General features: G+C 56.6%; 17 protein-coding genes. 7 read left to right on the plus strand and 10 right to left on the minus strand.

Annotated features, from left to right (window positions below; all coding sequences use genetic code 11):
* Positions 1 to 12: 12 nt before the first annotated feature.
* The 10 genes from C5P05_RS21650 to C5P05_RS21695 are packed head-to-tail and all read right to left on the minus strand — an operon-like array spanning position 13 to position 13,156.
* Entirely contained in the window at positions 13 to 1,128 is a 1,116-nt protein-coding gene (locus tag C5P05_RS21650; RefSeq protein ID WP_114971909.1) for a glycosyltransferase family 4 protein, read from the minus strand.
* Positions 1,112 to 2,242 (minus strand): glycosyltransferase family 4 protein, encoded by a 1,131-nt coding sequence (locus C5P05_RS21655; RefSeq protein WP_114971910.1) that lies wholly within the window; start codon positions 2,240 to 2,242, stop codon positions 1,112 to 1,114. The genes C5P05_RS21650 and C5P05_RS21655 overlap by 17 nt, the downstream gene beginning before the upstream one ends.
* A complete protein-coding gene (locus tag C5P05_RS21660) occupies positions 2,236 to 2,520 on the minus strand; it encodes a hypothetical protein (RefSeq protein WP_114971911.1) in 285 nt (94 codons plus the stop codon). The genes C5P05_RS21655 and C5P05_RS21660 overlap by 7 nt, the downstream gene beginning before the upstream one ends.
* Before the next feature lie 47 nt (positions 2,521 to 2,567).
* Positions 2,568 to 3,299 (minus strand): Crp/Fnr family transcriptional regulator, encoded by a 732-nt coding sequence (locus C5P05_RS21665; protein ID WP_114971912.1) that lies wholly within the window; start codon positions 3,297 to 3,299, stop codon positions 2,568 to 2,570.
* A 3-nt stretch (positions 3,300 to 3,302) separates the two neighbouring features.
* Positions 3,303 to 4,277: a GDP-mannose 4,6-dehydratase gene (gene gmd / locus C5P05_RS21670; RefSeq protein WP_114971913.1), complete on the minus strand. Its 975-nt coding sequence runs from the start codon at positions 4,275 to 4,277 to the stop codon at positions 3,303 to 3,305.
* Positions 4,270 to 5,190 carry a GDP-mannose 4,6-dehydratase gene (locus C5P05_RS21675; protein WP_114971914.1) on the minus strand — a complete coding sequence of 307 codons (921 nt, stop codon included), beginning with the start codon at positions 5,188 to 5,190 and terminating at the stop codon, positions 4,270 to 4,272. Before C5P05_RS21675 ends, gmd begins: the two co-directional genes overlap by 8 nt.
* Before the next feature lie 6 nt (positions 5,191 to 5,196).
* Positions 5,197 to 9,978 (minus strand): FkbM family methyltransferase, encoded by a 4,782-nt coding sequence (locus C5P05_RS21680; RefSeq protein WP_114971915.1) that lies wholly within the window; start codon positions 9,976 to 9,978, stop codon positions 5,197 to 5,199.
* Entirely contained in the window at positions 9,975 to 11,198 is a 1,224-nt protein-coding gene (locus tag C5P05_RS21685; protein WP_114971916.1) for an ABC transporter ATP-binding protein, read from the minus strand. Before C5P05_RS21685 ends, C5P05_RS21680 begins: the two co-directional genes overlap by 4 nt.
* Positions 11,198 to 11,989, minus strand: coding sequence for an ABC transporter permease (locus C5P05_RS21690; protein WP_114971917.1), 792 nt, complete (start codon positions 11,987 to 11,989; stop codon positions 11,198 to 11,200). Before C5P05_RS21690 ends, C5P05_RS21685 begins: the two co-directional genes overlap by 1 nt.
* A 42-nt stretch (positions 11,990 to 12,031) precedes the next feature.
* Positions 12,032 to 13,156, minus strand: coding sequence for a tetratricopeptide repeat protein (locus C5P05_RS21695; RefSeq protein WP_157979424.1), 1,125 nt, complete (start codon positions 13,154 to 13,156; stop codon positions 12,032 to 12,034).
* A 285-nt stretch (positions 13,157 to 13,441) separates the two neighbouring features.
* Between C5P05_RS21695 and C5P05_RS21700 the strand changes: the two genes are divergently transcribed.
* The 7 genes from C5P05_RS21700 (at position 13,442) to C5P05_RS21730 (ending at position 22,919) form a co-directional block, all read left to right on the plus strand.
* Complete coding sequence (locus tag C5P05_RS21700) at positions 13,442 to 14,824, plus strand: FecR family protein (RefSeq protein ID WP_114971919.1); 1,383 nt, start codon at positions 13,442 to 13,444, stop codon at positions 14,822 to 14,824.
* A 171-nt stretch (positions 14,825 to 14,995) separates the two neighbouring features.
* Positions 14,996 to 18,148: a DUF4214 domain-containing protein gene (locus C5P05_RS21705; protein ID WP_114971920.1), complete on the plus strand. Its 3,153-nt coding sequence runs from the start codon at positions 14,996 to 14,998 to the stop codon at positions 18,146 to 18,148.
* Positions 18,149 to 18,299: 151 nt separating this feature from the next.
* Complete coding sequence (locus C5P05_RS21710; RefSeq protein ID WP_114971921.1) at positions 18,300 to 19,835, plus strand: class I SAM-dependent methyltransferase; 1,536 nt, start codon at positions 18,300 to 18,302, stop codon at positions 19,833 to 19,835.
* A 61-nt stretch (positions 19,836 to 19,896) separates the two neighbouring features.
* On the plus strand, positions 19,897 to 20,082 hold the full coding sequence (locus tag C5P05_RS21715) for a DUF6447 family protein (RefSeq protein ID WP_114971922.1): 186 nt from the start codon (positions 19,897 to 19,899) through the stop codon (positions 20,080 to 20,082).
* 36 nt (positions 20,083 to 20,118) lie between these two features.
* Entirely contained in the window at positions 20,119 to 20,805 is a 687-nt protein-coding gene (locus tag C5P05_RS21720; RefSeq protein ID WP_114971923.1) for a hypothetical protein, read from the plus strand.
* A 228-nt stretch (positions 20,806 to 21,033) separates the two neighbouring features.
* On the plus strand, positions 21,034 to 21,249 hold the full coding sequence (locus tag C5P05_RS21725) for a DUF6447 family protein (protein ID WP_114971924.1): 216 nt from the start codon (positions 21,034 to 21,036) through the stop codon (positions 21,247 to 21,249).
* A gap of 47 nt (positions 21,250 to 21,296) precedes the next feature.
* A complete protein-coding gene (locus tag C5P05_RS21730; protein WP_114971925.1) occupies positions 21,297 to 22,919 on the plus strand; it encodes a DUF4214 domain-containing protein in 1,623 nt (540 codons plus the stop codon).
* Positions 22,920 to 22,921: the final 2 nt, after the last annotated feature.

Consider the following 22,921-nt stretch of genomic DNA (forward strand, 5'->3'; position numbering starts at 1 on the left):
AAGCGCATTTACCTACAAGGTCGCGGCCTGCTCCAACACGGCCAGGGTCTGCCTCGCCGTTTGCGTCCAGGAGTAGCGCGCTGCATGCGCAATGCCAAGCACCGACAAGCGCTCGCGCAACTCGCCGTCCTTGAGCAACCGCAGCAGGGCGTCCTTGATTGCCAGAACATCAGTCGCATCGACCAAGAGCGCAGCCCCGCCGGAAATTTCCTGCGTCGCCCCGGTATTGCTTGTGAGCACCGGAACGCCTTGACTCATGGCCTCCAGGACCGGCAGTCCGAAGCCTTCATAGAGCGACGGATAGGCCAACGCCAAAGCGCCGCCCAGCAACAGGCTCAGGTCTGCATCCTCCAGAAACCCGGTAAAAACCACCGAATCATCTGCCTCTTGATTTCGGGAGGTGACCTGCCCCATCATCCATCCCCGCACGCCGACCACCACCAGCTTGATACCGAGCCGGTCGTCCTTATCGATGTCCAGCCAAGCGTCAAACAAACGGCGCAGGTTTTTGCGAGGTTCCAGGGTCCCCAAGCAAATCACATAACCGCGGCCACCCGCCAGCGTATCGAAAATCGAATCTAAACCTGCGTCCGTGCTCGGCAATGTCCTTGGCGCCAACAGCGTCACCTCGGTCTTGCCCACACTTGCTGGCAGCAGCTGATGCAGATCATTGCGGGTGGTTTCCGAAATAGCGATCACCCGCTTTGCTTTCCTAACCGCCGCCGAGATCATCAGGGGAAAGTAATAACGCTTCACACGCTCATGCACAGCGGGGAAAAGCTGAAAAGTCAAATCATAAATGGTGACCACCATCCGCCGCCGACTCAGAAGAGGAAGGACAAAACCACAGCCCCAATGGACATTGATGCCCAACCGCCATAGATGCCAGGGCATGAGCAGCTGCTGCCAGAATACTCTCATCAAACGCGAGTCCGGTGCATCGATGAAACTGAACCGGCTATCCAGCCCGAGGGTGTTCAGATACCCCGAAGTCTTGGGGCTGGCGAAAATAAAAAAATTATGGTCAATGTCTGGACTCTGATTCCAAACCTGAAGGATTTCAGTCAGATAGACCGCGGTACCGGTCTTGACGCCGCCAAGACCTGTTGCATCAATGGAGATTTTCACGGCGACCTCCCCAATGGGTGGCAGTCAATGCCCGCGCCAACTTGAATCCTTCCTCGTCCCAACGCGGAACGCCCCGGTCGGACATGACGGATTGCGGACTCGGCAGACTCAAGGCATGGCGTATTCCCGCCTGAATCCCAGCCACAGTTGGTGCGACATAGGTCACGTCCGGCCCGCCCGCTTCCCGGGTCTCCGGCATGTCCGAAGCGACGACACGGGCTCCGCACATTCGCGCCTCCAGAATGGGCAAACCGAAACCCTCATAAACAGAAGGCATCACCACCGCTTCGGCGCCTGCGTACAAAGCAGGCAATAGCGCATCGGGAACATGCCCGGTCAGGCGAATATCCACGCCCAACCCACGAGCCTCACCGACGGCCGCCAGGAGCGCGTCGTTTTTCCAACCCGCCTGTCCTACCAGGACGAGCGCGATACCAGGCAACTCTCCCGCGCGCCGCATGGCCATGAAAGCCTCGATCAGTCCCCGCAGGTTTTTTCGGGGCTCCAGAGTCGATACCGACAGCAGATACGGGCCGGGAACATCGAGGGAGTCGCGCATAGCGGAAATTGCTGCTGCGGCGGCGGGCCGGAACTGTGCATCGACCCCGGGGCGTACCACGAGATCGGCTCGGCGGTAGCCGAATTCACTCAGGCGCGACGACGTGCCTTCCGAAATGGCAACCAGCACGTCAGCTCTTCGCAGTCCGGCACGAAAAAACCAGCCAAACGCCAGTCGATGCTTGAAACTCATGCTCTGCGGCATGACCCGGTGTACCAGGTCGAGTACCGTCAGTACGGCATGTATGCGGCGAGGCAAGCCTAGAGGCAGGAAATTGGCCCCTCCCCAGAAAGCCGAAACCCCATCCGCCTGGGCCAAGCGCCCGGCGCGCAATAGATACCAGGCGAAAGGCGACAGACGCCTCCCCCAGATCGTCTTATCCGTCCGCAAAGACCAGCGGCTGTTATGGACGGGCAAGGAAACGGGGGCGTTGCAGAAGACGAGGAAACGTGCGTCCGGCAAACACTGGTCCAAGGCTCGGCAAAGCTCGGAAACATAGCGACCCGAGCCCGCCATGGCACCGGTCAGGGCGCGGCCGTCAATGCCGATCAACATTCAAAAATGGCAAAAAAAACCAAGCCGCACAGCAGGCCAGCCGAGCTACCGATGAAGTTCCCCATCATGTCAAACAGGCAAAAACCACTGCCATAGCGATAGTCCCAGCACTCCTTCACCAAACCCAGCAAGAAGACGGCGGCAAAGGCCAACGGTGCCGGCCAAAGTACCAGAGCGGCCAGCGTCAGCCAGAAACTCCAGACCATGTGTTTGACCTTATCCTCTTCACGCAGCTTGGTGGGAAGCGCCATGAAGAATTGGCGTAGCGAATTGGTCATCAAATGGTGCGCTGGATTGTGAATAAAAAGGAACGTATCTTAGTCTCTTACTCCGTCGAGTCGGCCTCGTTGGTGACCGCCTTGCGTAGCGCATCCGGCTGGCGAACGATCAGGCGACGCATGTCTTTTTCCACCACGCCCTTCTGAAGCAATATATGAATTGCGCGCGAAACCGTTTCCCGGCTGGTATTCACCATGATCGCAATTTCCTGCTGGGTCGGCATTTTCTCGATCACCACCAAGCCGCCGGGAGCAATCTTGGCATATTGCTGCAGCAGAGCGAAGACCCGTTGAAAGGCATTGGGAATGCCGAGAATTGTCCGGTAACTGGCTGCGGTCCGAATGCTTGATGCCATGCGCTTGAGCAGACGCTCGGCCACCACAGGCGTGTGATAGATGAGCGCTTGCGCCTGGCTGCGCGGCAAAGAGGCAATCAAGGAGTTTTCGCATGCGACCACTGTCGCTGAACGCGGCAGGTTGTCGAAAATTGACAACTCGCCAAAATAGTCACCTGTGGTCAAAAAATTCAAGCCGATCTCGCGACCGTCCTCAGTCAGATCCACCGCCTGCAGGCGACCTGACAACAAAAACATCAGGTGCTCACCGGCGCTACCCTTGTGAAGCACATGGTGCCCACGCTCCACAGCACGAAGCTGCAAGGCAGCCGCGACCTTAGCCAGGGTGTCTGAGTCGACACCGGCAAGCAGTGGGATTTTTTGCAGATGAACCGTAACAACCTGCCGCGATGGTGCGGCATTTGTATCCGTCCCGGCGGCCATCGCTTATTCCTTGCTCACGCGCGCCATGTCAGCATCCACCATCATGGTGATCAGCGTTTCAAGATCGGTCTTCGCCACCCAGCCGAGTTTGGCTTTGGCCTTGGCCGGGTTGCCAAGCAGCACTTCGACTTCGGCAGGACGGTAGAACAGGGGGTCAATCACCACATGGTCCTCATGCTTCAAGCCCACATGCGTGAAGGCAATACGGCACATCTCACGCACCGTCGTCGTCAGACCGGTAGCGACGACGTAATCGTCCGCGGTTTCCTGCTGCAACATCAACCACATGGCATCAACATAGTCGCCGGCAAAACCCCAATCGCGCTGGGCGTCGATATTGCCCAAGCGCAGCTCCTTTTGCTTGCCCTGCTTGATGCGCGCCACGGCATCTGTCACCTTGCGCGTGACAAACTCGATGCCGCGCAGCGGCGATTCATGGTTGAACAAGATGCCGCTCGACGCATGCAGGCCAAAGCTTTCGCGGTAGTTGACGGTCATCCAATGGCCGTACAACTTGGCAACGCCATAGGGGCTGCGCGGGTAGAACGGAGTTGTCTCGCTCTGCATGGTTTCCTGAATCAAGCCAAACATTTCGCTGGTCGATGCCTGATAAAAGCGAGCTTTCGGGTTGACGATGCGAACCGCTTCAAGCATGTTCAATGCGCCTACACCGGTCACATTGGCCGTCAGCACCGGTTGCTCCCAGGAGGTGCCGACGAAGCTCTGCGCACCCAGGTTATAGACCTCGTCCGCAGCGGATTTTTCCATGCTGCGAATTAATGAAGAGAGATCGGTCACGTCGCCTGCCAGCAAATTCACGTCACCTGCGATGCCGAGGTGACGTAGCCGCCAGAGTGTGTCGGTAGAGCGCCGCGCATGCACGCCATGAACCGCGTAGCCCTTGTCGAGCAGCAACTTGGCCAGATAGGCCCCATCCTGACCGGTGATGCCGGTTATCAACGCGCTTTTACTAGCCATTTTTATTCTCCCAATAACGATAAAGATTCAATAGGGTTTCGTCTATCGGCACGGCCGGCTGCCAGCCGGTGTGCTGCGACAATTTTTCGTGGCTGCCGCAAACCCTGGGCTGATCGGACGGCCTGAAGCGGCTGGGGTCATTCGTGACTTCTGCTTTGACACCAGAAATCTCCAGCAATCTCTCAACCAGCGAACGCACCGAACGCTCAACGCCGGAGCAAACGTTGTAAATCTCTCCGTTGTGGCCACGTGCCAGCAGCAGCTCATAAGCGCGCAGCACATCGCCGACATCGGTGAAATCCCGGGTCACGTCAATGTTTCCCACCTGCAACACGGGCGGGCGCTTGCCGGCACCGATCTCGGCGATCTGCCGGGCAAAATCCGAAATCGCGAAACTGGGCGCCTGCCCCGCGCCAATATGATTGAACGGCCGCGCCACCATCACCTCGAAGGGGCCGGTCTGGCTCCACTGAAAACACAGCGCTTCGGCGGCGGCCTTGCTGACGGCATACGGATTGCGCGGCCGCAAGGGCAAAGCTTCACGGATCGGCAACTGTTCGGCCGACACCATGCCATAGGCGTCGCCCGTGCTCACAAACAGGAACCTTCCCTTGAAGCCCGTCTCCGCCAGCGCTTCCAGCAAACGCAAAGTGCCCAGGAAATTCACCTCAAAAGTGGCCTCCGGCGCCTTGAACGAATCGGGAACAAAACTCAGCGCGGCCAAATGCAGCACACTGCTGGGCGGATTCTCACGCAGGCAGTCCAGAAGCGCAGCCTTGTCTCGAATATCGATTTTTGGTGCTGCTTGGGACAAGCCAAACGCACCTGGAATCATCCTCAAGGCATGGGCCCCTACAAAACCATGGTCACCGGTGATCAACACGGGGGAATCGTCGGCGGTACTCTTAGTCATCGTTGTTCACTCAGTTAATACGATGTCCAGCAAGCTCTTCGTGCTTTGTTGCCACGTCAGCCAGGGCATAGACGAAGATTGTGGCGCACGACCGGCCTGATGGAGCGCCAGCCAGCCGCGAATGGCCTTGGCAAGTGTTTCAGATTGTTGCCCGGAGAAATAATACGCATGGCCCCCCGCGACCTCGCGAAACACCGGAATGTCGCGAGCAATGATGGGCAACCCGTGCTGAACGGCCTCGATCAGGGGCAAGCCAAAGCCCTCGGCTTCAGATGCAGCAATCAGGCAGGTTGCCGCGCCATAAACCTGTTCCAGAAACTCGTCGCTGATTCCTTCCAGCCAAAAGAGGCGTTGACCAAACTCCGGATGGGCGCGGACTTTTCTGGAAAAATCTTCCATCATCCATCCCTCCTTGCCGACCAGGACCAGGTGCGCCGGCACGCCCTCTCGCCACAACTGCTCAAAAGCAGCCAGGGCTTGCGGCTGTGCTTTACGCGGCTCGACGGTTCCAACCATCAGGAATGACGGCTGCCTGCTGATTTTCTCCAGCACCGCCACCGCATCGGCAGGTATGCCTGTGGACGGTGACGAATTTTCAATATCGGCCCCAAGATGGAAGTGACTTACCTCCGGCAACACGCGCGCCTGGGCATGCTCATTCAGCCAGGCCCGCACCTCGTCAGCCACGGCCGCAGAAATACACAGCAAACCATCCGCCTCCCGCGCCAAAGACTGCAACCAGACTTCAAACGCATCGCTGATACCCGCAACCGTGAACTGCGGATGAAGCAGGGGAATAATGTCATAGACGACAAAATAAACCTTGGCACCTGCCTGCCGGAATTTCCTTAATTCCGCTTCGGCCTGGGGAAACAAATGGGCGCTGAGATCGAGCCCAAGAAAAACGTCTCCCGGCCGCACGCGGACCGCCTGCTCATCAAGCCCCGGATCGCCCTCGCCTGGGAGCCGGATTGACGTGAACTTATCGGTATAACGGTACCCTTGGTCCGGGGTTCCATACACGGGGCGTATCTGGAATCCCTGCGGCGGCGCAGCCAGAAGCTCACCCAAAATGCTGCGCACCACACGCTGAATCCCGGTTTTGGCGTCACGGAAATACATCTCTGACACATCAACGAGTAACTGCGCGCTTTTTACCCCCTCGTTGGCTGCGATAAACCGCTCGCGGTGATCCGCAATCGACGCCTCCAGCCGGAGATCGAGCAACAGCCCCTGAATAACTGCATCGAAGCTCGCCGAGACCCGCGACCAATTTCGTTCGGCAAGCCACTGATGCTGCGTGGCAATCAATTGCCGGACGCGCTCAGGATCTTTCTCCAGGGCGCAGACCGCATCAACAATATCTTGCACCCCTCCGCCAGTCATGCGCAAAGTGCAATCCGACAAATCGGAAAAAATAGGCAGTGGGCTCACCAGCACCGGCTTAAGCGCGGCCAGTCCTATGGTTACAGCGCCACTGGCGCTTTCACGGGTTTCCTTGTAGGGGAAAACGATGTAGTCAGCCATCCCCAGCAACTGCACGCACTCGTCGATGGGGCGGAAATCAGTAATCCAGGTAATCTGGCTGTCAACGCCGAGATCGCGGGCGCGCTTCTGGCACGCGCGAAGCGTGTCCTCGCTGCGCGAGTCCAGGGTTGAATTCAGCCCCAGCAAACGCACCGGCCGTTTGCTCGCTTGAGCCAGCGGCTTGATGCATTCAACCAGCGTGTCGATCCCCTTGTGCGGGAGAATAAAACCAAAACAAGCCAGCACAAGCTCATCGTCACCGATGCCCCAGGCGCGTCTGGTCGCGCCGGGCCGCGTTTCTTCTTCCGGCTGAACCACCCCATGGGCCAGGAGAAGGACATTGTTGGCGAGGCCAAGCGCCAGAAGATGGTTAAGGTCTTCCGGTTGATGGACCACGATGCGATCCAACGCGCGCAATGCGGCCACCGCCTTGCCGGACAAACGACATTCGTCCAACAAGGGCAGCGTCGCGTGAAGCTCCAGAATGACGACACAACCTTCATCGCGCATCGCCACCAAACGTTCACAAACCTCATCCGTCAGGGTGAACAAGCTCGGCTGGTGCTGCACCAGCAGAACGTCGAATTGCTCCTGCCGGATCTCGTCGATCGCCGCACACACCGACGCGCTGTTGCCAATTTTCCATGACGGCCGGTAGATGGACTGCTCCGGCGCTGGCAAGGTGCGTGCGTCACAAAACACCTGCAGTGATTGCGAGGGATCAAATGCGCTTAACAACTTGTGGCTGTATTCCGCGATGCCGCAACGGGTATTCCACGGGCTCAACAGGGCCAGGCGTCGCGACGCTGCACTCTTGTCAGCGCGCAGGTTGGCATCCAGCCAGTGAACGCTTTCCAGCACGGCCTTGGCACTTTGCTGCCAGGTGTAGGTTTGCCGGACATGCTCAATACCGGCCTGCCTTCGCCGCGCAAGGTCATCGTCATCGGACATGACTTCACTGCGCAATTGGCGCATTTGCGCTCCCAGCGCCTGCGCGTCAGGCTCCACCCAGCATGCTTCGGCTGACTTCAAATGACTCAGTGATGGCGAAAAATGGAACGGGACCAGCAAAGCCGTCGCACGCGTACAGAAATCGAGGTGCGCGCCATACCCCGTAACGATGACAGGCAAACCCAAGGCCAGGCCCTCTGCGGCGGGGAGGTTGAAGCCCTCGCCACGGGTCGGCAGGACCAGCGCCTGGGCGCTTCGGTACAAGGCCAGCATCCCCGCATCGTCCAGTGGCTCCTCGTCAATGATGACTTTCGGCGCGTCGGCGCGTCCACGCCGAAGCGACTCCAACTGCTCACGAACACGATTGTGCGGGTTCGGAAAAGTCTTGATGTAAAGCTCGACCGCGTCGCCTGCCGAATACTGATCGAAAAATGCCTTGAGCAAGACATCGACACCCTTGCGTTCGAAAACGGACGAAACGTGCAGAAAGCGAAAAGCTCTACCGGGCGCGGGCTTAATCGCCTCAATCGGGGCCACATCCGGACTGACCAGATGATCGATGCCAATGGGAATAACAAAGATGGGAAGGCGGCAACCAGAATTGCGCAGCGCCCGCTTGACGAAATGGGTGGCCACCAGCACGGCGTCAAAATTTTCGTTGATATGGGTAACGGTATCAACGGGAACGGCCGTCTCCTCCCAAAAGAACACGATGAACCGATAGCGTGATTTTTCCGCATCGGAGATCAGCGGGAAATGATGTGCAATCGAGATCGTCCGGTCAGCGGCAGTGGCAGGAATTCGGCGCCCAAACATGGCATCCAGCGGCGCTCTCTGGGCCAGCGGCAGATCCACAGGGTTGTCATACACCTCCCCGTGGCAGGGCCGAAAAGCCACTTGCGCCTGGCTCAGGGCATCCAGCGCCACCGCCAGCCCCCGATTGACGATGGCCAGACTGTAATGCCCTTCCACATGTCCAATAAAACGAAACCAGAATTCCTGTGTGCCCGTAGACTGCCCCCGCTGCAGGAACATCGCCTCCGGCGGCAAAGGCCGGTTTGGAAACACCGAAGCGTTGAAGCGTTCCAGCCAGTAAGTGCTCGCGTCCGCGCCGGACACCAAAGCGTGCCGGTCAAAACCCGCATGCCGCCCCGAACGCAAAGCGGAATGAAGTGCGACCGCCCGACGATGCAGACCCAGCGCTCTCGCCAGGTTCCCGCCGATGCGCCGTATTTTGGGGTGTGCATCAAGAATGGCGGCAGCCTGTCGCCCCACACCCAATGAGGCAGCTACGGCCCTCTCGCGAAGGCGCAGCTGCCGCACGCTTGTCGTCAGCTCCCGCAAAGGCTTCGTCAGCCGCCACGAAGTGCTGTTGTACACGGCGGTCAGCATCGCCTGAAGCGCGTGCGCCTGCTCCTGCGCCTCGTGGGCCTGGACTTCCGCCTCGCGGGCCTGGTTTTGCGCCTCCCAAGCCTGGTTCGCCGCCTCGCGGGCTTGGCTTTGTGCCTCGCTGGCCTGGTTTTCGGCTTCGCGGGCCTGGTCTTGCGCCTCCCGGGCTGCGGTTTGGGCCGCATGGATCTGGGCTTCAGCGTAGGCGCTAGTTGCTTCCAGGCTTTGACTCAGACGGTGCGTCTCGGCGCTGATGTAATCGTCAAACACGTTGGGCGGGGCGGCAAAAGACGCGGCCAATTCCTGCCGTTCCGGGGCCGTGTAATAGCGATTCAGTCCGTCAAAAAAGACACACCGATACCCGGCATCGAGCAAGATAGGTTCCCAGTTGGCATCGATTTCTTGTGAGTTTGGAATGGTTGCCTCGACCACCACAATCCAGGGCCGAAAGCGCGAAAAGTCCATGCCTTCCAGCACACTTCGCTCAAAACCTTCCACATCGATCTTGAGAAAATGGACATCGCCTTTGACATATTCAGCAAAAACGCCATCCAGCCGGCGCATCGGCACCTTGCTGCTGGAGATGGCCAAACCCGCTGACTGATGCAATTCCGCGACCGCCGAAGAGGCTGTCGCCAACCCCCTGATCGACGTGTCAAACAGCTCAATTTCGCCGTCTTCGGCGCCCATGGCAAGCTGGAGATTGATGTCTCGGGGTCGTTCTGCCTGCAGTTGGACAATATGCTGGGCCAACGGCTCGATATTGATCCCTGACCATCCCCGATCGTAAAACGCCTTGGTGACCGAATCATCCGACGGATGATTCGCGCCCACGTCGATATAAAAGCCGTTTTTGACCTGCTTCAGTGCACGCCACAGCATGACATCTTCATGGTTCTGGGCATAAGAAATAAAACTCATTGCTTTTCGATCCTGATCACCGGCTCGTTCCAGAGTGAACCGACAAATTGGAACTTATCCACATTCACGACGCTGAATACAACCGCCAGATCGCGCCATTCATAATTGGAAGTCAGGTGCGTGTCCCGATCAACCAAAGCCGTTTGAATCGAATAGGTCCCAACGCCATAGTTCGCCGGAAAAGAAATCGAAAAATGATACTTTTCACCCGGTTTTGGCGCCGTGATGACCTGGTCCGTATGCCAGGTATTGGTGCCATACATCACCTGGCCTAAACGGTCCTTGATTCCATAACCCAGCACCAGGCTCTCGATCTCGCGTTTGACGGTCACCGCCACGCGCAATTCAACAGGCTCACCAACCCGCACCACTTCGATTTTGTCGCCGGCCACGTTATAGAGACCAATTTCAGAAACCACGGCCTCCCCGGTACCCGAAACAGTCTGCACCCGGCCATCATCCAGGGGAATCTGCTTGACATTGCTGTTTTCAATGTCGGCAATCAGCGCGTTGTAGTAGTCCATCACCGTCTCCGGCTCGCCCTGCATGGCAACCTGCCCGTCTTTCAGCAGAATGGCACGGTCGCAAATGGCCTGGATCGCGGATTTATCATGCGACACGATTAGCAGCGTCGTCCCCTGCTTGCCGAAGTCGCGAATGCGGTTGAAACTCTTGTGCTGAAAATAAGCGTCCCCCACCGACAAAGCCTCGTCAACAATCAGAATATCGGGGCGCTTGCAGGTCGCGATACCGAAGGCAAGCCGCATCTGCATCCCGCTGGAGTAAACCCGCACCGGCATGTCGATGTATTCACCGATCTCGGCAAACGCCTCTATCTCAGGCATCAGGCGGGTGATCTCCTGCGCCGTCAGGCCAATCAGCTGCCCGGCCATGTGCGCGTTTTGTCGCCCGGTGAAGTCCGGGTGAAAACCCATGCCCAGCTCCAGCAAGGCAGCGACACGGCCGGTGATCTGCACGTCGCCGGCGGTCGGCTTGCTGGTGCCGGTAATCAATTTAAGCAGCGTGCTTTTGCCCGCGCCATTGATGCCGATGATGCCCACGGACTCACCCGGTGAGACCTCAAACGAAATATCGTGCAGCACCCACTTCAGGCGATGGCGCGGCTTGCTTGAGGGGCTAAACCACTCCGCCAGTCGCCCCCAACGTGAGTCATATTGACGATAGGCCTTGCCCAGATTGTTAACGCGAATAGTGCCCATCAGAGTTCATCCACCATATCGCCCGCGTGCTTGCGAAACAGATATGCACCCAAAACACACAGCAGCAAAGAGAGCACCAAAACGGGAATCAAACGGGACCAATCAGGCCATTGGGAATAGACCAAGATTTTTTGATAGGCATCCACCAGCAACGCCATCGGGTTGTAGGCCAGAAACCGCCTCATGCCCTCGGGCAAAACATTGGCCGGATAAACAATGGGCGTCAGCCAAAACCAAAATTGCAGGACGATGCCAAAAAACTGGCCAACGTCCCGAAAAAACACATTCAGCACCCCGAGCGTCATGCCCAGGCCAATCGAAAAGGCGGCCTGAACCAGCAAGACGGGCACGACGCCCAAAAACACCCAACCCGGGAAATTACCACTCGACACTAAAAAAACAATAAACAAAGCAAAAATAATACTGAAATTCAAACCCGCGTTCAGAACCACAATAATGGGCAAACACAGACGCGGAAAACTCAACTTCTTAATGAGATTGGCATTCTCAATAAATACGTTTTGAGCCCGGCCAACGATTTCGGAAAAAAAGCCCCAGGTCAGAACACCGGCACACAAGTAAATGCTGTAGGCAAACGCGCCATCCACGCCCGGCAAGCGCGAGCGCATCAACTGGGAAAAAATTACGGTATAGACCGCAATCATCGCCAGGGGATTAATGATCATCCATGTCGCCCCCAGCAGGGAATTTCGGTACTTTGACTGAAACTCCCGTTTGACGCTGCTGAGAATAAAGCCTCTGAAAGCCCAAATGGCGCGTAGAAGATTCACTAAAAAATTCCTGCAAACCCAACATTTTACCCGACCGTCAACCTAAAACCCCGGCTGCCACTCCCAGCTAACCTGCAACACCCGCGCCTGATACTCGAAGAGCGAGATGTTCTCCCGGTTCCGAACGTCACGGAATTCCACATGCAAGGCATGCCGGGGCGCCAGGGGAAAAATGACGGCAGCCCGCAGCAACTGTGTCTCCTGGTGGCGGTGCTGATCAATCAGACCGGGCGAATAGGCCTGGCGCCCCGCCCAGCTTTGGTGACTCCAGCTGAGTTCACCAATGACGTCCCCGGCGAGTTTCATCCGCCCCGTCAGGCTGGCAACCGCGCCACTGCGATCGTTTCCGGGGCGCTGATCCGTGCCCTTGTCCAGCGCATAGCCCACGCTGGCCTGCACGAACGCGTCAGGCATCTGGTAGGTCAACTGGCCGCGCGACTCCCACAACTGAGAGTCGAACCCGGTCAGTGTCGGATATACAACACCGGTCCAACCATTGACAACACCAAACTCCCACCCCCTCGGCAGTGCCAACGGCGGGGTAAGTTGCAGCTGAAGGTGGCCCTGGCGCTGGTAAGGCGTGCCCCCCACCGTGATCAGGCCCAGAGTGCCCGTGCCGCGCAGCCCCCAGCGCCCCAGCCGCCACGGGTGCTCCACGCCCACCACCAGCGAACTCAGGTCGAATTGCGAAAAAGTGTCGTATTGACGCGCCTGCAGATGCGCAAAACCGAGTGTGCCGCCCTTGGAGAGCACCTGCGTGAACTCGGCCGACAGGGCGGTGAACTGGTCCTGCTTGGGCGCGTATTCTGGCGAGAGCACCAGATTGACCAGGCTACTGCCGCTGCCAATGCTGAAGTTGGGGTTGCTCGCACCCTGGTTGGCGTTGCTATCGCTGCCGCGCCCAAGACGCAAACGAACAAAATTGGCAAGTTTGGGGCCCTTGCAGCCCCCCGCCCTCTGCTGGGCGATGACCTCCAGAATGGCGGGGGGCGGCGAAAAGCGGCTTTCAATGACAATGAAAAGCGCCTCAGCTTCTGCGGCACTGCCCATGCCGCAATGCAAGATGGCGATGTCCAACCAGGCGCCTGCGTGTTCCGGCTCCTGGCTCACCAGGCGTTGCAGCGCCTCGCGCGCCTCGTCGTAACGCCCATCGGCAATTGACTGCATGGCCTCCTGGTACAGATTGGCATCCGCCTTGCGCGCGGGGGCTTCTGCAAAAACAGGCCAAGCGACGCACAGCGCAATAACAATAAATACCCTGGCAAATAAGCCACTGAACGTCAAAATAACTCCGGTGAGGGTCCGTTTTGCAGGAACTTTGCAAGAACAAATAGGGGGGAAAAGGCGCGCTCAATCAGGTCAAGCGGGTTTGCCCGCGGTGCTACGCTCAGTCGTCAAAGTATAAAATAATTGCAACATCTGGTATCTGCCGGAAATAAGAATCGAGTTTCTATGAGTAACAACGCTCTTTGGCGCAACATCCTGGCAACTGCCGGTTCATTCTTTTTCCTCTTGGGCGCGGCCCACGGCGAAGACGCCGGCAAGGTGGTTCAGGCCATCGGCGATGTGCGACTGGGTGGCGCGCCTGCCAAAGTTGGCGACACCGTCCAGGCCGGGGACGCGCTCACCACCGGGGGCGATGGCTACCTGTACATCAAGACCGTGGATGGCGGCTTTCTCATTCTTCGCCCGGGCAGCGACGCCCGCGTGCTGGCCTACCACATTGACCCCGCCCAGCCCGCCAATAACCGCATCAAGATCGAACTCCGCCAGGGCGTTGCACGCAGTATCTCCGGCGAGGCCGTGAAGAAATCACGCCAGAACTTTCGTTTTAACACCCCGGTTGCCGCCATTGGCGTGCGGGGCACCGACTTCACCGTATTCACTGACGAGCAGACCACGCGGGTTGCAGTGGTGTCGGGCGGCGTGGTGGTTAGCGGCTTTGGCGCCGCTTGTGGCGCCGACGGCAGCGGCCCCTGTGAGGGCAGCGCCAAGCGCGAGCTGTTTGCCGGCCAAGAAGCGCAAGTGCTACAGGTGAACCGGGGTCAGGCCGTGCCGCAACTCTTGCGCAGCAACGCCCTTTCGCCCGACGTCAACGCACCGCCGCGCGCCGACGAGCCGCCCAAAACAACAACCAGCAGCAATGGCGCTGCGGCACCGGGCGCTAATACAGCCAATAGCAACACAGACCCCAACCTGGCACCCCTCAAGCTGTCAAGCCTGGACAAACAGCTGTTGCCAACGCCCACACCCGTGACCGTGCCAGTGACCGTGCCGGAGGTGACACCTGCACCTGCGCCCCGGGTGCCGGCCATCGTTTGGGGTCGCTGGCAGGCGCTGCTGGACAAGCCGGCCGACATCAATCTCACCGCGCTGCGGGCCGACAACCAGCTGATAGGGGTTAACACCTATTACGCTTTATTACGAAATAAAGACAGCCTCTGGCAGTCACCCGCCGAAGGCGCTGTCAGTTTTTCGCTGCAAAACTCGCAAGCCGTGGTTCAGGCGAATGGCACGGGGCCCATTTCAGCCGCCAGCCTTGAAAACGGCAAACTCACGGTCAACTTTGCCACCAGCAGCTTCACCACCCAGTTTGACCTGCTCACCCAGGGTCAGCGCATCGCCCGCCAGGCCGAGGGAACCGTTTTTAAAGACGGCACCTTTGGCAACACCAGCCAGTTTTTGGGGCGCAACAACATGCTGGTGCAAGGCGTGCTGGCCCAAAACCCGGGGCCGACTGCGGCCTATTTGTTTGAGTCTCGCCTGGACAACGGGCAGCCCAATGCGCCGTTAAGCGGGCAGGTAGCCAGCGGCGTTACCTACTGGGCCAAATAAAAAGTTGTAATAAAGCCACGCCTCCGTAACTAAATGTGACGTAGATCACAAGTTTGGGACTTCGGCGGCGGCGACAATCGCACCAGCCTAAAGTGCTGAAGAAGGTCTTATGCATCTGCATGTTGTTAATGCGCAAGACTTTCTAGATTATTTTCAACCAGGAGTTTTTCAATGGCTTTGACCACAACACAGATCCAAAACGCGTACGTTGCCTTCTTCAATCGCCCTGCCGACGTGGCTGGCCTGAACTACTGGAGCACCTACGCCGGCAACGCGGCTGATCTGCTGAACACCTTTGCCCTGTCTGCCGAGTACACCAACCTGTACACCGGTCAGAACAACACCCAGATGGTCAACACCATCTACATCAACCTGTTTGGCCACGCGCCAGATGTTCCCGGTCTGAACTACTGGGTTGGTCAGCTGAGTTCTGGCGCCCTGAAGATCGGCAACATTGCTGACGCCATCAACAAAGGTGCACTGACCACCGACGCAACCGCCGTTGCCAACAAGACGGCCGCCGCTGTTGCCTTCACCAACGCACTCGACACCACCCCTGAAATCGTTGCTTACGCTGGTATCAACGCTACCGGTCTGGCTGCCGTCAAGACCTGGTTGGCTGGCGTAACGACTGACGCCACTCTGGCTACTGCGACTAGCGCCGCTGGCCTGACCGCGATTACCGCTACCGTGGTCGCTAACCCAGTGACTACTGGCGCTACCTTCACGCTCACTACTGGTGTGGATACATTGGCTGGCACTTCTGGCGATGACACCTTCATCGCTTCTGTTGTATTCGATGCCACCGAATTGGCCACAACCGCATCTACCTATACGGTCGCTGACGCGATTGCTGGTGGTGCTGGTACCGATGCTATTAACTTGGTGATCTCCGGTGTTCAAGATGCTGCCGTTGTTATCCCTGGAGCAAATATCACTGCTGTTGAGACATTGAATGTTCGCAACACCGTTGCTCAAATTGCAAGCCTCGATGCATCTACTGTTGCTGGTCTGACTGCATTCAATGCGGACCGCTCAATCGGTGAACTGACAGTGACTAATCTCGCCTCTGGCGCTTCTGCTGGAATGATTGGCAACGGTACTGTTGTTACTGGTGCATTGAATGCTGGCTACGTCGCTGCTGCTACTGCTGCTACATTGAACCTTTCCGCTGGTGTCAATGGTGGTGCTGTGGTTCTGACTGGTACCGGCGTTCTGGCGACCACAATCAACTCCACTGGTGCAGCGAACACAATCGGTGCAGTGACCAATGCGGCTTCCGCTACCTCGCTGACTGTTAATGCGACATCCAACTTGACTACAGGCGCCATCGGAACAAACACCGCAGTTACAGCTTTGACGCTGAACGCAAATGGTGGTTCGATTACCACTGGCGCTATCACCGCTGGTGCTGCAACTACAGTGGCGATCACTGGTACAAGCGCAGTTACAACCAACCTCAATGCAGTCGTTGCCCCAACAATTACTGTTGCTGGTTCTGGTGCAGTTGCTCTGGGTACTTTGAACAACTTGGCCGCTACAGTTACTAGCACTCAAACTGCTGGTAGCTTGACACTGGCAGCTGGTACTTTGGTAACAGCCAAAATCACTGGCGGTGCTGGTGCTGACGTGTTCACCACAGGTGCAGTTCTGACAACCGGCTTTATGGACGGCGGCGCAGGCACTGACACTTTGGATCTGGGCACGAACGTTGCACATGCGAACACATCGACATTGGCAGCTAAGTACACAAACTTCGAAACACTGCGTGTAAATGGCACCTTCGATGCATCGTTGATCACCGGCCTCACCGGCATTGAATTGAGCGGCGCAACTAATGCAGTTACCGGTTTGACTGCAGCGCAAGCAGCCAACGTAACGGCGCGTGCAGATATTGGCGCGACGACACTGGCACTGGCTACAGCCACTGGAACAGCTGACGTCCTGAACCTGAAGATGGGTGTTGGCACGACTACTTTGGCCACAACCAATGCCGGTGCTCTGACTGTCACAGGTTTTGAAACGCTGAATATCACAACGAATGCTGGCCCAACAGCCACAGTCGGCGCGAACAAAACAACGACTATTGCCTCACTCGTTGGTGCGACTCTGAATACGGTGAACTTGAACGGTACGGCTGTTGCGATTACCAATGCGGCTACGACTGTGGCTACCACTTTCAACGCTTCTGCGCTGACGGGTGATGGTACTGTTGCAGGCTTCAATGGTCTGACACTGGGTGGGAACTTGGCCGTTGGCTCCACCGTGACTGGTTCTGCCTTCATCGATGCGATCACACTGGGCACGGTTGGCTCCACTTACAACCTGGGCGCAGGTGCAGACACCATCACTGGTACGCTGGCTCAGTACCGGACTGCTACCACGTACAACACGATTGACGGTGGCGCCGGTATCGATACCGCAACGATCTCGAACGGTGCCAACACAGCAGTGACAATGGTTGATGATGATTTCAAAGCACTGACCAATGTCGAGAAAATCACTATTGCCACCTCAGGCACTGCGGCTCAGTCGATCACCACAGGCGGTTGGTTTGAAGCGAATTTCAAGGTCGGTGGCGCAACGCTGACAACGACATCGACCACGGGTAATATCGTTGTCACCGAAGGCTCGTTCTCTGGCACCAATGCTGTGACAGCGACTACTTCAACAGGTACTATCACAATCGACGGTGGTACAGGCAACACGACCATCACGGCAACCAGCGTTGGTACTGCCGCAGCGGAAGGCCGCACGACTATCACCACACTGGGTGGCAACGATACCGTGACCATTACAACGGCAGCTGCAACAACATTGAACGTGATTTCGACAGGGGCAGGAAATGACACTATTGTGGCAAGTCTGAGCACGGACACAATCACTGGCGGTACAGGTACTGACACGATGACTGGTGGCGGCGCAAATGACACCTTCGCTTTTGGCACCAATGGCTCCATCGCTGGTACTTCTTTGGACGTGATTACGGACTACTCCGTTACAGCTGATATTTTGACTTTCGGTGCAGCTACGACAATGGCTGTTAACGACGTGACCGCACTGGTTGCTGGTTCGAACGTGAACACCACGGGCGGTCTGGTTACTTTCGCAACTGCGGACACTACCTACGCACTGAAGGTTGCAGCTATTCAGGCTGATGCGCAGTTGGACACAGCTGGTTATGTTGCCGTCTTCAATGATGGTGGCAATGCCTACGTGTACTACGCAGGTGCTGCTGTCGGCAATGCTGATGACCAAATCATCCAATTGACCGGTGTTACTGCGGGTTCTATCGCTGGTGGTGCGACTACTATCGTTTCCTAATCTCCCCCCGGAGATGCATCCCTCGCTTCGGCAAGGGGTGTAGATGAAAACCTCTGAAAACCCCGCTGCTCACAAGGCAGTGGGGTTTTTTCTGAGCGCGCCTTGCAAAGGTGTGCTCAGAAAAAACCCCACAAACTAAAGAGGACGAACTATGAGCGATTGGACCGCCGGCTACGTTGCCGACATTGGCTACACCTACGGCTACTACCAAGAGCTGAACCCGCTCCGGGCAAAGTTGGCCTTCTTGAATGCCGGTCTGGTACCCCCCGAAAACGGTAGCCACTGCGAACTTGGCTACGGTCAAGGCATGAGTGCCAATATCCACGCGGCCGCATCCGGCAGTGCGTGGCACGCCACCGACTTCAACCCAGCCCAAGCAGGCTTTGCTCAATCCCTGGCACGGGCATCTGGTGCCAGCGCTCACCTTACCGATGAAGCCTTTGCTGATTTTTGCACCCGAGCCGACTTGCCGGACTTTGACAGCATCGGCCTGCATGGTATCTGGAGCTGGATTTCGGACGAGAACCGTGCCGTCATTGTTGATTTCATTCGCCGCAAGCTCAAAGTCGGCGGCGTGCTCTACATCAGCTACAACACCCAGCCGGGTTGGGCGGCCATGACACCCATGCGGGATTTGTTGACCGAACACTCCGAGGTGATGGGTGTAGCGGGCCAAGGCATCGTTCACCGCATTGATAGCGCAATAGAGTTTGCCGACAAGCTGTTTGCCACCAATCCGGGCTATGTCAAAGCCAACCCGACGGTGGTGGAGCGGCTCAAGGGCATCAACGCCCACAATCGCAACTACCTGGCCCACGAATACTTCAACCGCGACTGGTTGCCCATGCCCGTCTCGCGCATGGCACAGTGGCTGGCCCCGGCCAAAGTGGGTTATGCCTGTTCCGCCCATTACCTAGATCACATTGATGTAGTGAACCTGACAGCCGAACAACAGGCATTGCTGAAGGAAATTCCCGACGCCATGTTCCGCCAGACAGTGCGTGACTTCATAGTCAACCAGCAGTTCCGCAAAGACTACTGGGTCAAGGGCGGGCGCAAGCTTAACCCGCTGGAACAAGCCGAAGCGTTTCGCGCTCAGAAAGTCATTCTGATGCAGGCCCGCGCGGATGTTTCCCTAAAAATAACGGGGTCCATTGGCGAGGCCACCATGCAAGAGGCGGTTTACAACCCCATTCTTGACGCTTTAGCCGACCAGAAGCCCAAGACACTGAGTCAGCTTGAGGTGCTAGTCAAAGACAAAGGCGTGACCTTTGTCCAGTTGACCCAAGCGATGATGATTCTTGCCGGTGCGGGCAGTCTGTCTGCGGTGCAAGACGAGGCGCTGATTCCCAAAGCCAAAAAATACACCGACAAGCTCAACGCCCATTTGATCAACCTCGCACGGGGCAGTGCAGACATCAGCTCCTTGGCAAGTCCCGTAACCGGGGGCGGTGTGACCATCAACCGATTCCAGCAGCTATTCCTGCTGGCTATCAGCCAAGGCAAAAAGCAACCCGCAGAGTGGGCGCAGTTCGTCTGGCAGATTCTTGCCGCGCAAGGTCAGAAGATTGTGAAAGAAGGAAAAACTCTGGAGACCGTTGAGGAGAACCTGGCCGAGCTGACACTGCAGACCAACATCTTCAATCAGAAGCAGTTGCCGGTGTTGAAAGCACTGCAGATTGCGTAAAAACCTCTCAAGACCCCACTGCCCACAAGGCAGTAGGGTTTTTCAATTAAAGGAATCCAATATGACCATCATCAAAATCGACGACAAAGACTACGACCTTGACACCCTGTCAGACGAAGCCAAAGCGCAACTGCAAAGCCTGCAATTTGTTGATGCCGTGCTGCAAACCGCCCGCATGGCCTACAGCAAAGCCCTGCAAGCAGCCTTGCCGTCGCCATTCGCTGGTGACACTATGAAATTCAATTGAGGGTAGGGTGGCCCAGCAAACCAAGCTCACTCTGTCATGAATGCTTCAAGCGTTTTGCCTTTGCACGTTATACCTGCCGACAAGCTATTTAGAGTCTATGTGAATGACGGCGGGACTCTGCATTTGGCACTGTGGTTCAAGTGCGCCAATAACGGTGATTTAGTGACAAAACCAATGGCCACGATAGGTGATGTGACCAAAGGCAGAGGTCGAATGAGCGATGGTAATTTTTTAATAACAAATGAACCCGAGCTGGTTAAGCTCACCGGCGCTGAGAAGCCTGACCACTTGCATTTCACCTACCATCCCTCGATAAAAAAGACTACACCGATTCTCAGGGGGGCAAACGGTCAGTGCTATCCACCAAAGTTCAACCTATCGACTCTCAACACCTTGGAAGAAGTGGTTAGGCATCAATTGGCCACTCCCGAGTCATACCCAATCCAGAGCCCAAAACATGGAGATGCTGACCACAAATTCCACGCCGTACTCAACAACGCTTATGACGGTAAGCATCAGCCAACCTTGACATTTTGGGTGGCGCCTATCGGTCGTACCAGTGCACACATTCCGGATGAGTTCATCTTGCCTGGCTGTTTCATCTACGCGAAGATATCCCCAAAGAAACTAGCCATCGATATCCTGATACAGGCGAGGCTGTCACACTCTCAGTACACCAGTGAAGGAGACGTGCACATCATGGCGGCCCCAGTGTTTGACTGACACCCGTTGACGACATCCGACGGTTAGCCTTTCATCTCGTTCCGCCATCAAAATGGCGTCGAGCATAAACCACCGAGCGCCTAAAATTCCAAGGCAACGGGAAGAAGGTGGCCTGGCATGATTCTTATGCTGGATTATTTATAAGAAATAGGCCTCTAGCCCTTATGCTGCTTGCACTAGCAGCTATTAAATTCATATCAAACCATATTTACCAAAGCTGACCTTGCCATGCCCAAAATCACCATCGACAACCAAGACTACGACCTCGACACGCTCTCGGACGAAGCCAAAGCCCAACTGCAAAGCCTGCAATTTGTCGATGCCGAACTACAACGCCTCACCGCCCAGACTGCCGTGTTTCAAACCGCCCGCATCGCTTACAGCAAAGCCCTGCAACAGGCCCTGCCATCGCCCTTCACTGGCGACACCATGAAATTCAATTGAGGGTACGCTTCGTCCTTCATGAGTATCGGCCCCTAACTAAGTAAGCAATGCCATCAACAACAACTTCCAGCAGCACCAGCATCGTTGGTCAAACTTTCCTACGAAGCATCAATGCGCTGATTGAAGGCGACAAATGGGGTGGGGTAACCGGAACCGGGGTGAACCTGACCTATAGTTTTCCCTGGGCAAATTCAGGGAGCGCGATTTTTTCTGGAGCCTACGGATTTGGCAATTATTCGTACCTTAATGAACAGAATGCGAGTGCCCACTATGGCCTGAATGCGATCCAGCAAGTAGCGGCGCGCAGCGCCCTGGAATCATGGGCCAATGTCGCCAACATCACTTTTTCTGAAGTCGCAGAAAGTAGCTCGAATGTGGGCGACATCCGGTTTGGGTGGACTTCTGCCACCCAGGCTACAACTACCGGCCAATCAGCCTGGGGGTGGGGAAGCTATCCCAATTCGTATTGGCCCAGTGGTGGCGACATTTGGATCAGTACGATCGCATCCGGCACCCTCAATCAGAGTTGGTCAGCGGGTTCCTACAATTTTTTGGCCTTGGTACACGAGCTGGGTCATGCCCTGGGTTTGAAGCATTCATTTGAGGACGGCCAAGTTCTACCGACGGCTCAAGAGTCGAGCTTGTACACGGTCATGTCTTACACAGGTATTCCAAATAGTCTGTTTCGCCACACAACTGCTAACGCGGATGGAAGTTATTCATTTAGCTATTCCACCGTGAATCCCGACTCGCCAATGCTGTATGACGTGGCGGCAATGCAATACCTTTATGGCGCAAACATGTCGTACAAGACGGGCAATGATGTCTACACCTTCGACCCCAATACGCCGTTTTACAGAACTCTTTGGGACGCTAGTGGCGTTGACACTATCTCAGTTGCCAATTTCAGCAAGGCTTGCATCATAGATTTGCAGCAAGGTCATTTTTCAAAGATTACTGTCGAGTCAGACCCCTTGCCACCCGCCTACACCGGCGGTGCAATGCCTAACTATGACGGCACGAACGCGCTCGCCATCGCCGTTGGGTGCGTGATTGAAAACGCAATTTGCGGCAGTGGTAACGACACGCTGATGGGCAACGAAGCAAACAATCGTCTGGATGGAGGCGCAGGCAAAGACACCGTGACTTACGCGAATGCTCGTGCCAATTTCACAATTGCTGCAACTAGCGGTGTACCCGGCGGATTCACCATTACCAGCGTAGCCGGGGGCATTGATCTACTGGCGAACGTAGAGTATGCGAAGTTTTCTGACAAAACGGTTTCTTTCGACATCAACGGCATTGCTGGACAAGCCTATCGCGTGTATCAAGCGGCATTTGACCGTACACCAGACAACGGGGGGCTGAAATACTGGATCGGCATCATGGACAGTGGCAAGGGCCTCGACACAGTCGCCTCTGGTTTCATTAACAGCGCAGAGTTTCAGTCGCTTTATGGCAGTAATCCAACCCATCAACAGTTTGTGACCAAGTTGTACAGCAACGTGCTGCATCGCGCACCGGATCAAGGTGGCTATGACTACTGGACGGGTTTGCTCGCCCACAACCAGATCAGCAAAGTTGTTGCGTTAGTGCAGTTCTCCGAGTCGCCGGAAAATCAGGCCGGTGTCATAGGCGTGATTCAAAACGGTATCGACCTCCTCAACTAAGT

The sequence above is a fragment of the Rhodoferax ferrireducens genome, from assembly GCF_003347515.1.
Classification (GTDB): Bacteria; Pseudomonadota; Gammaproteobacteria; order Burkholderiales; family Burkholderiaceae_C; genus Rhodoferax.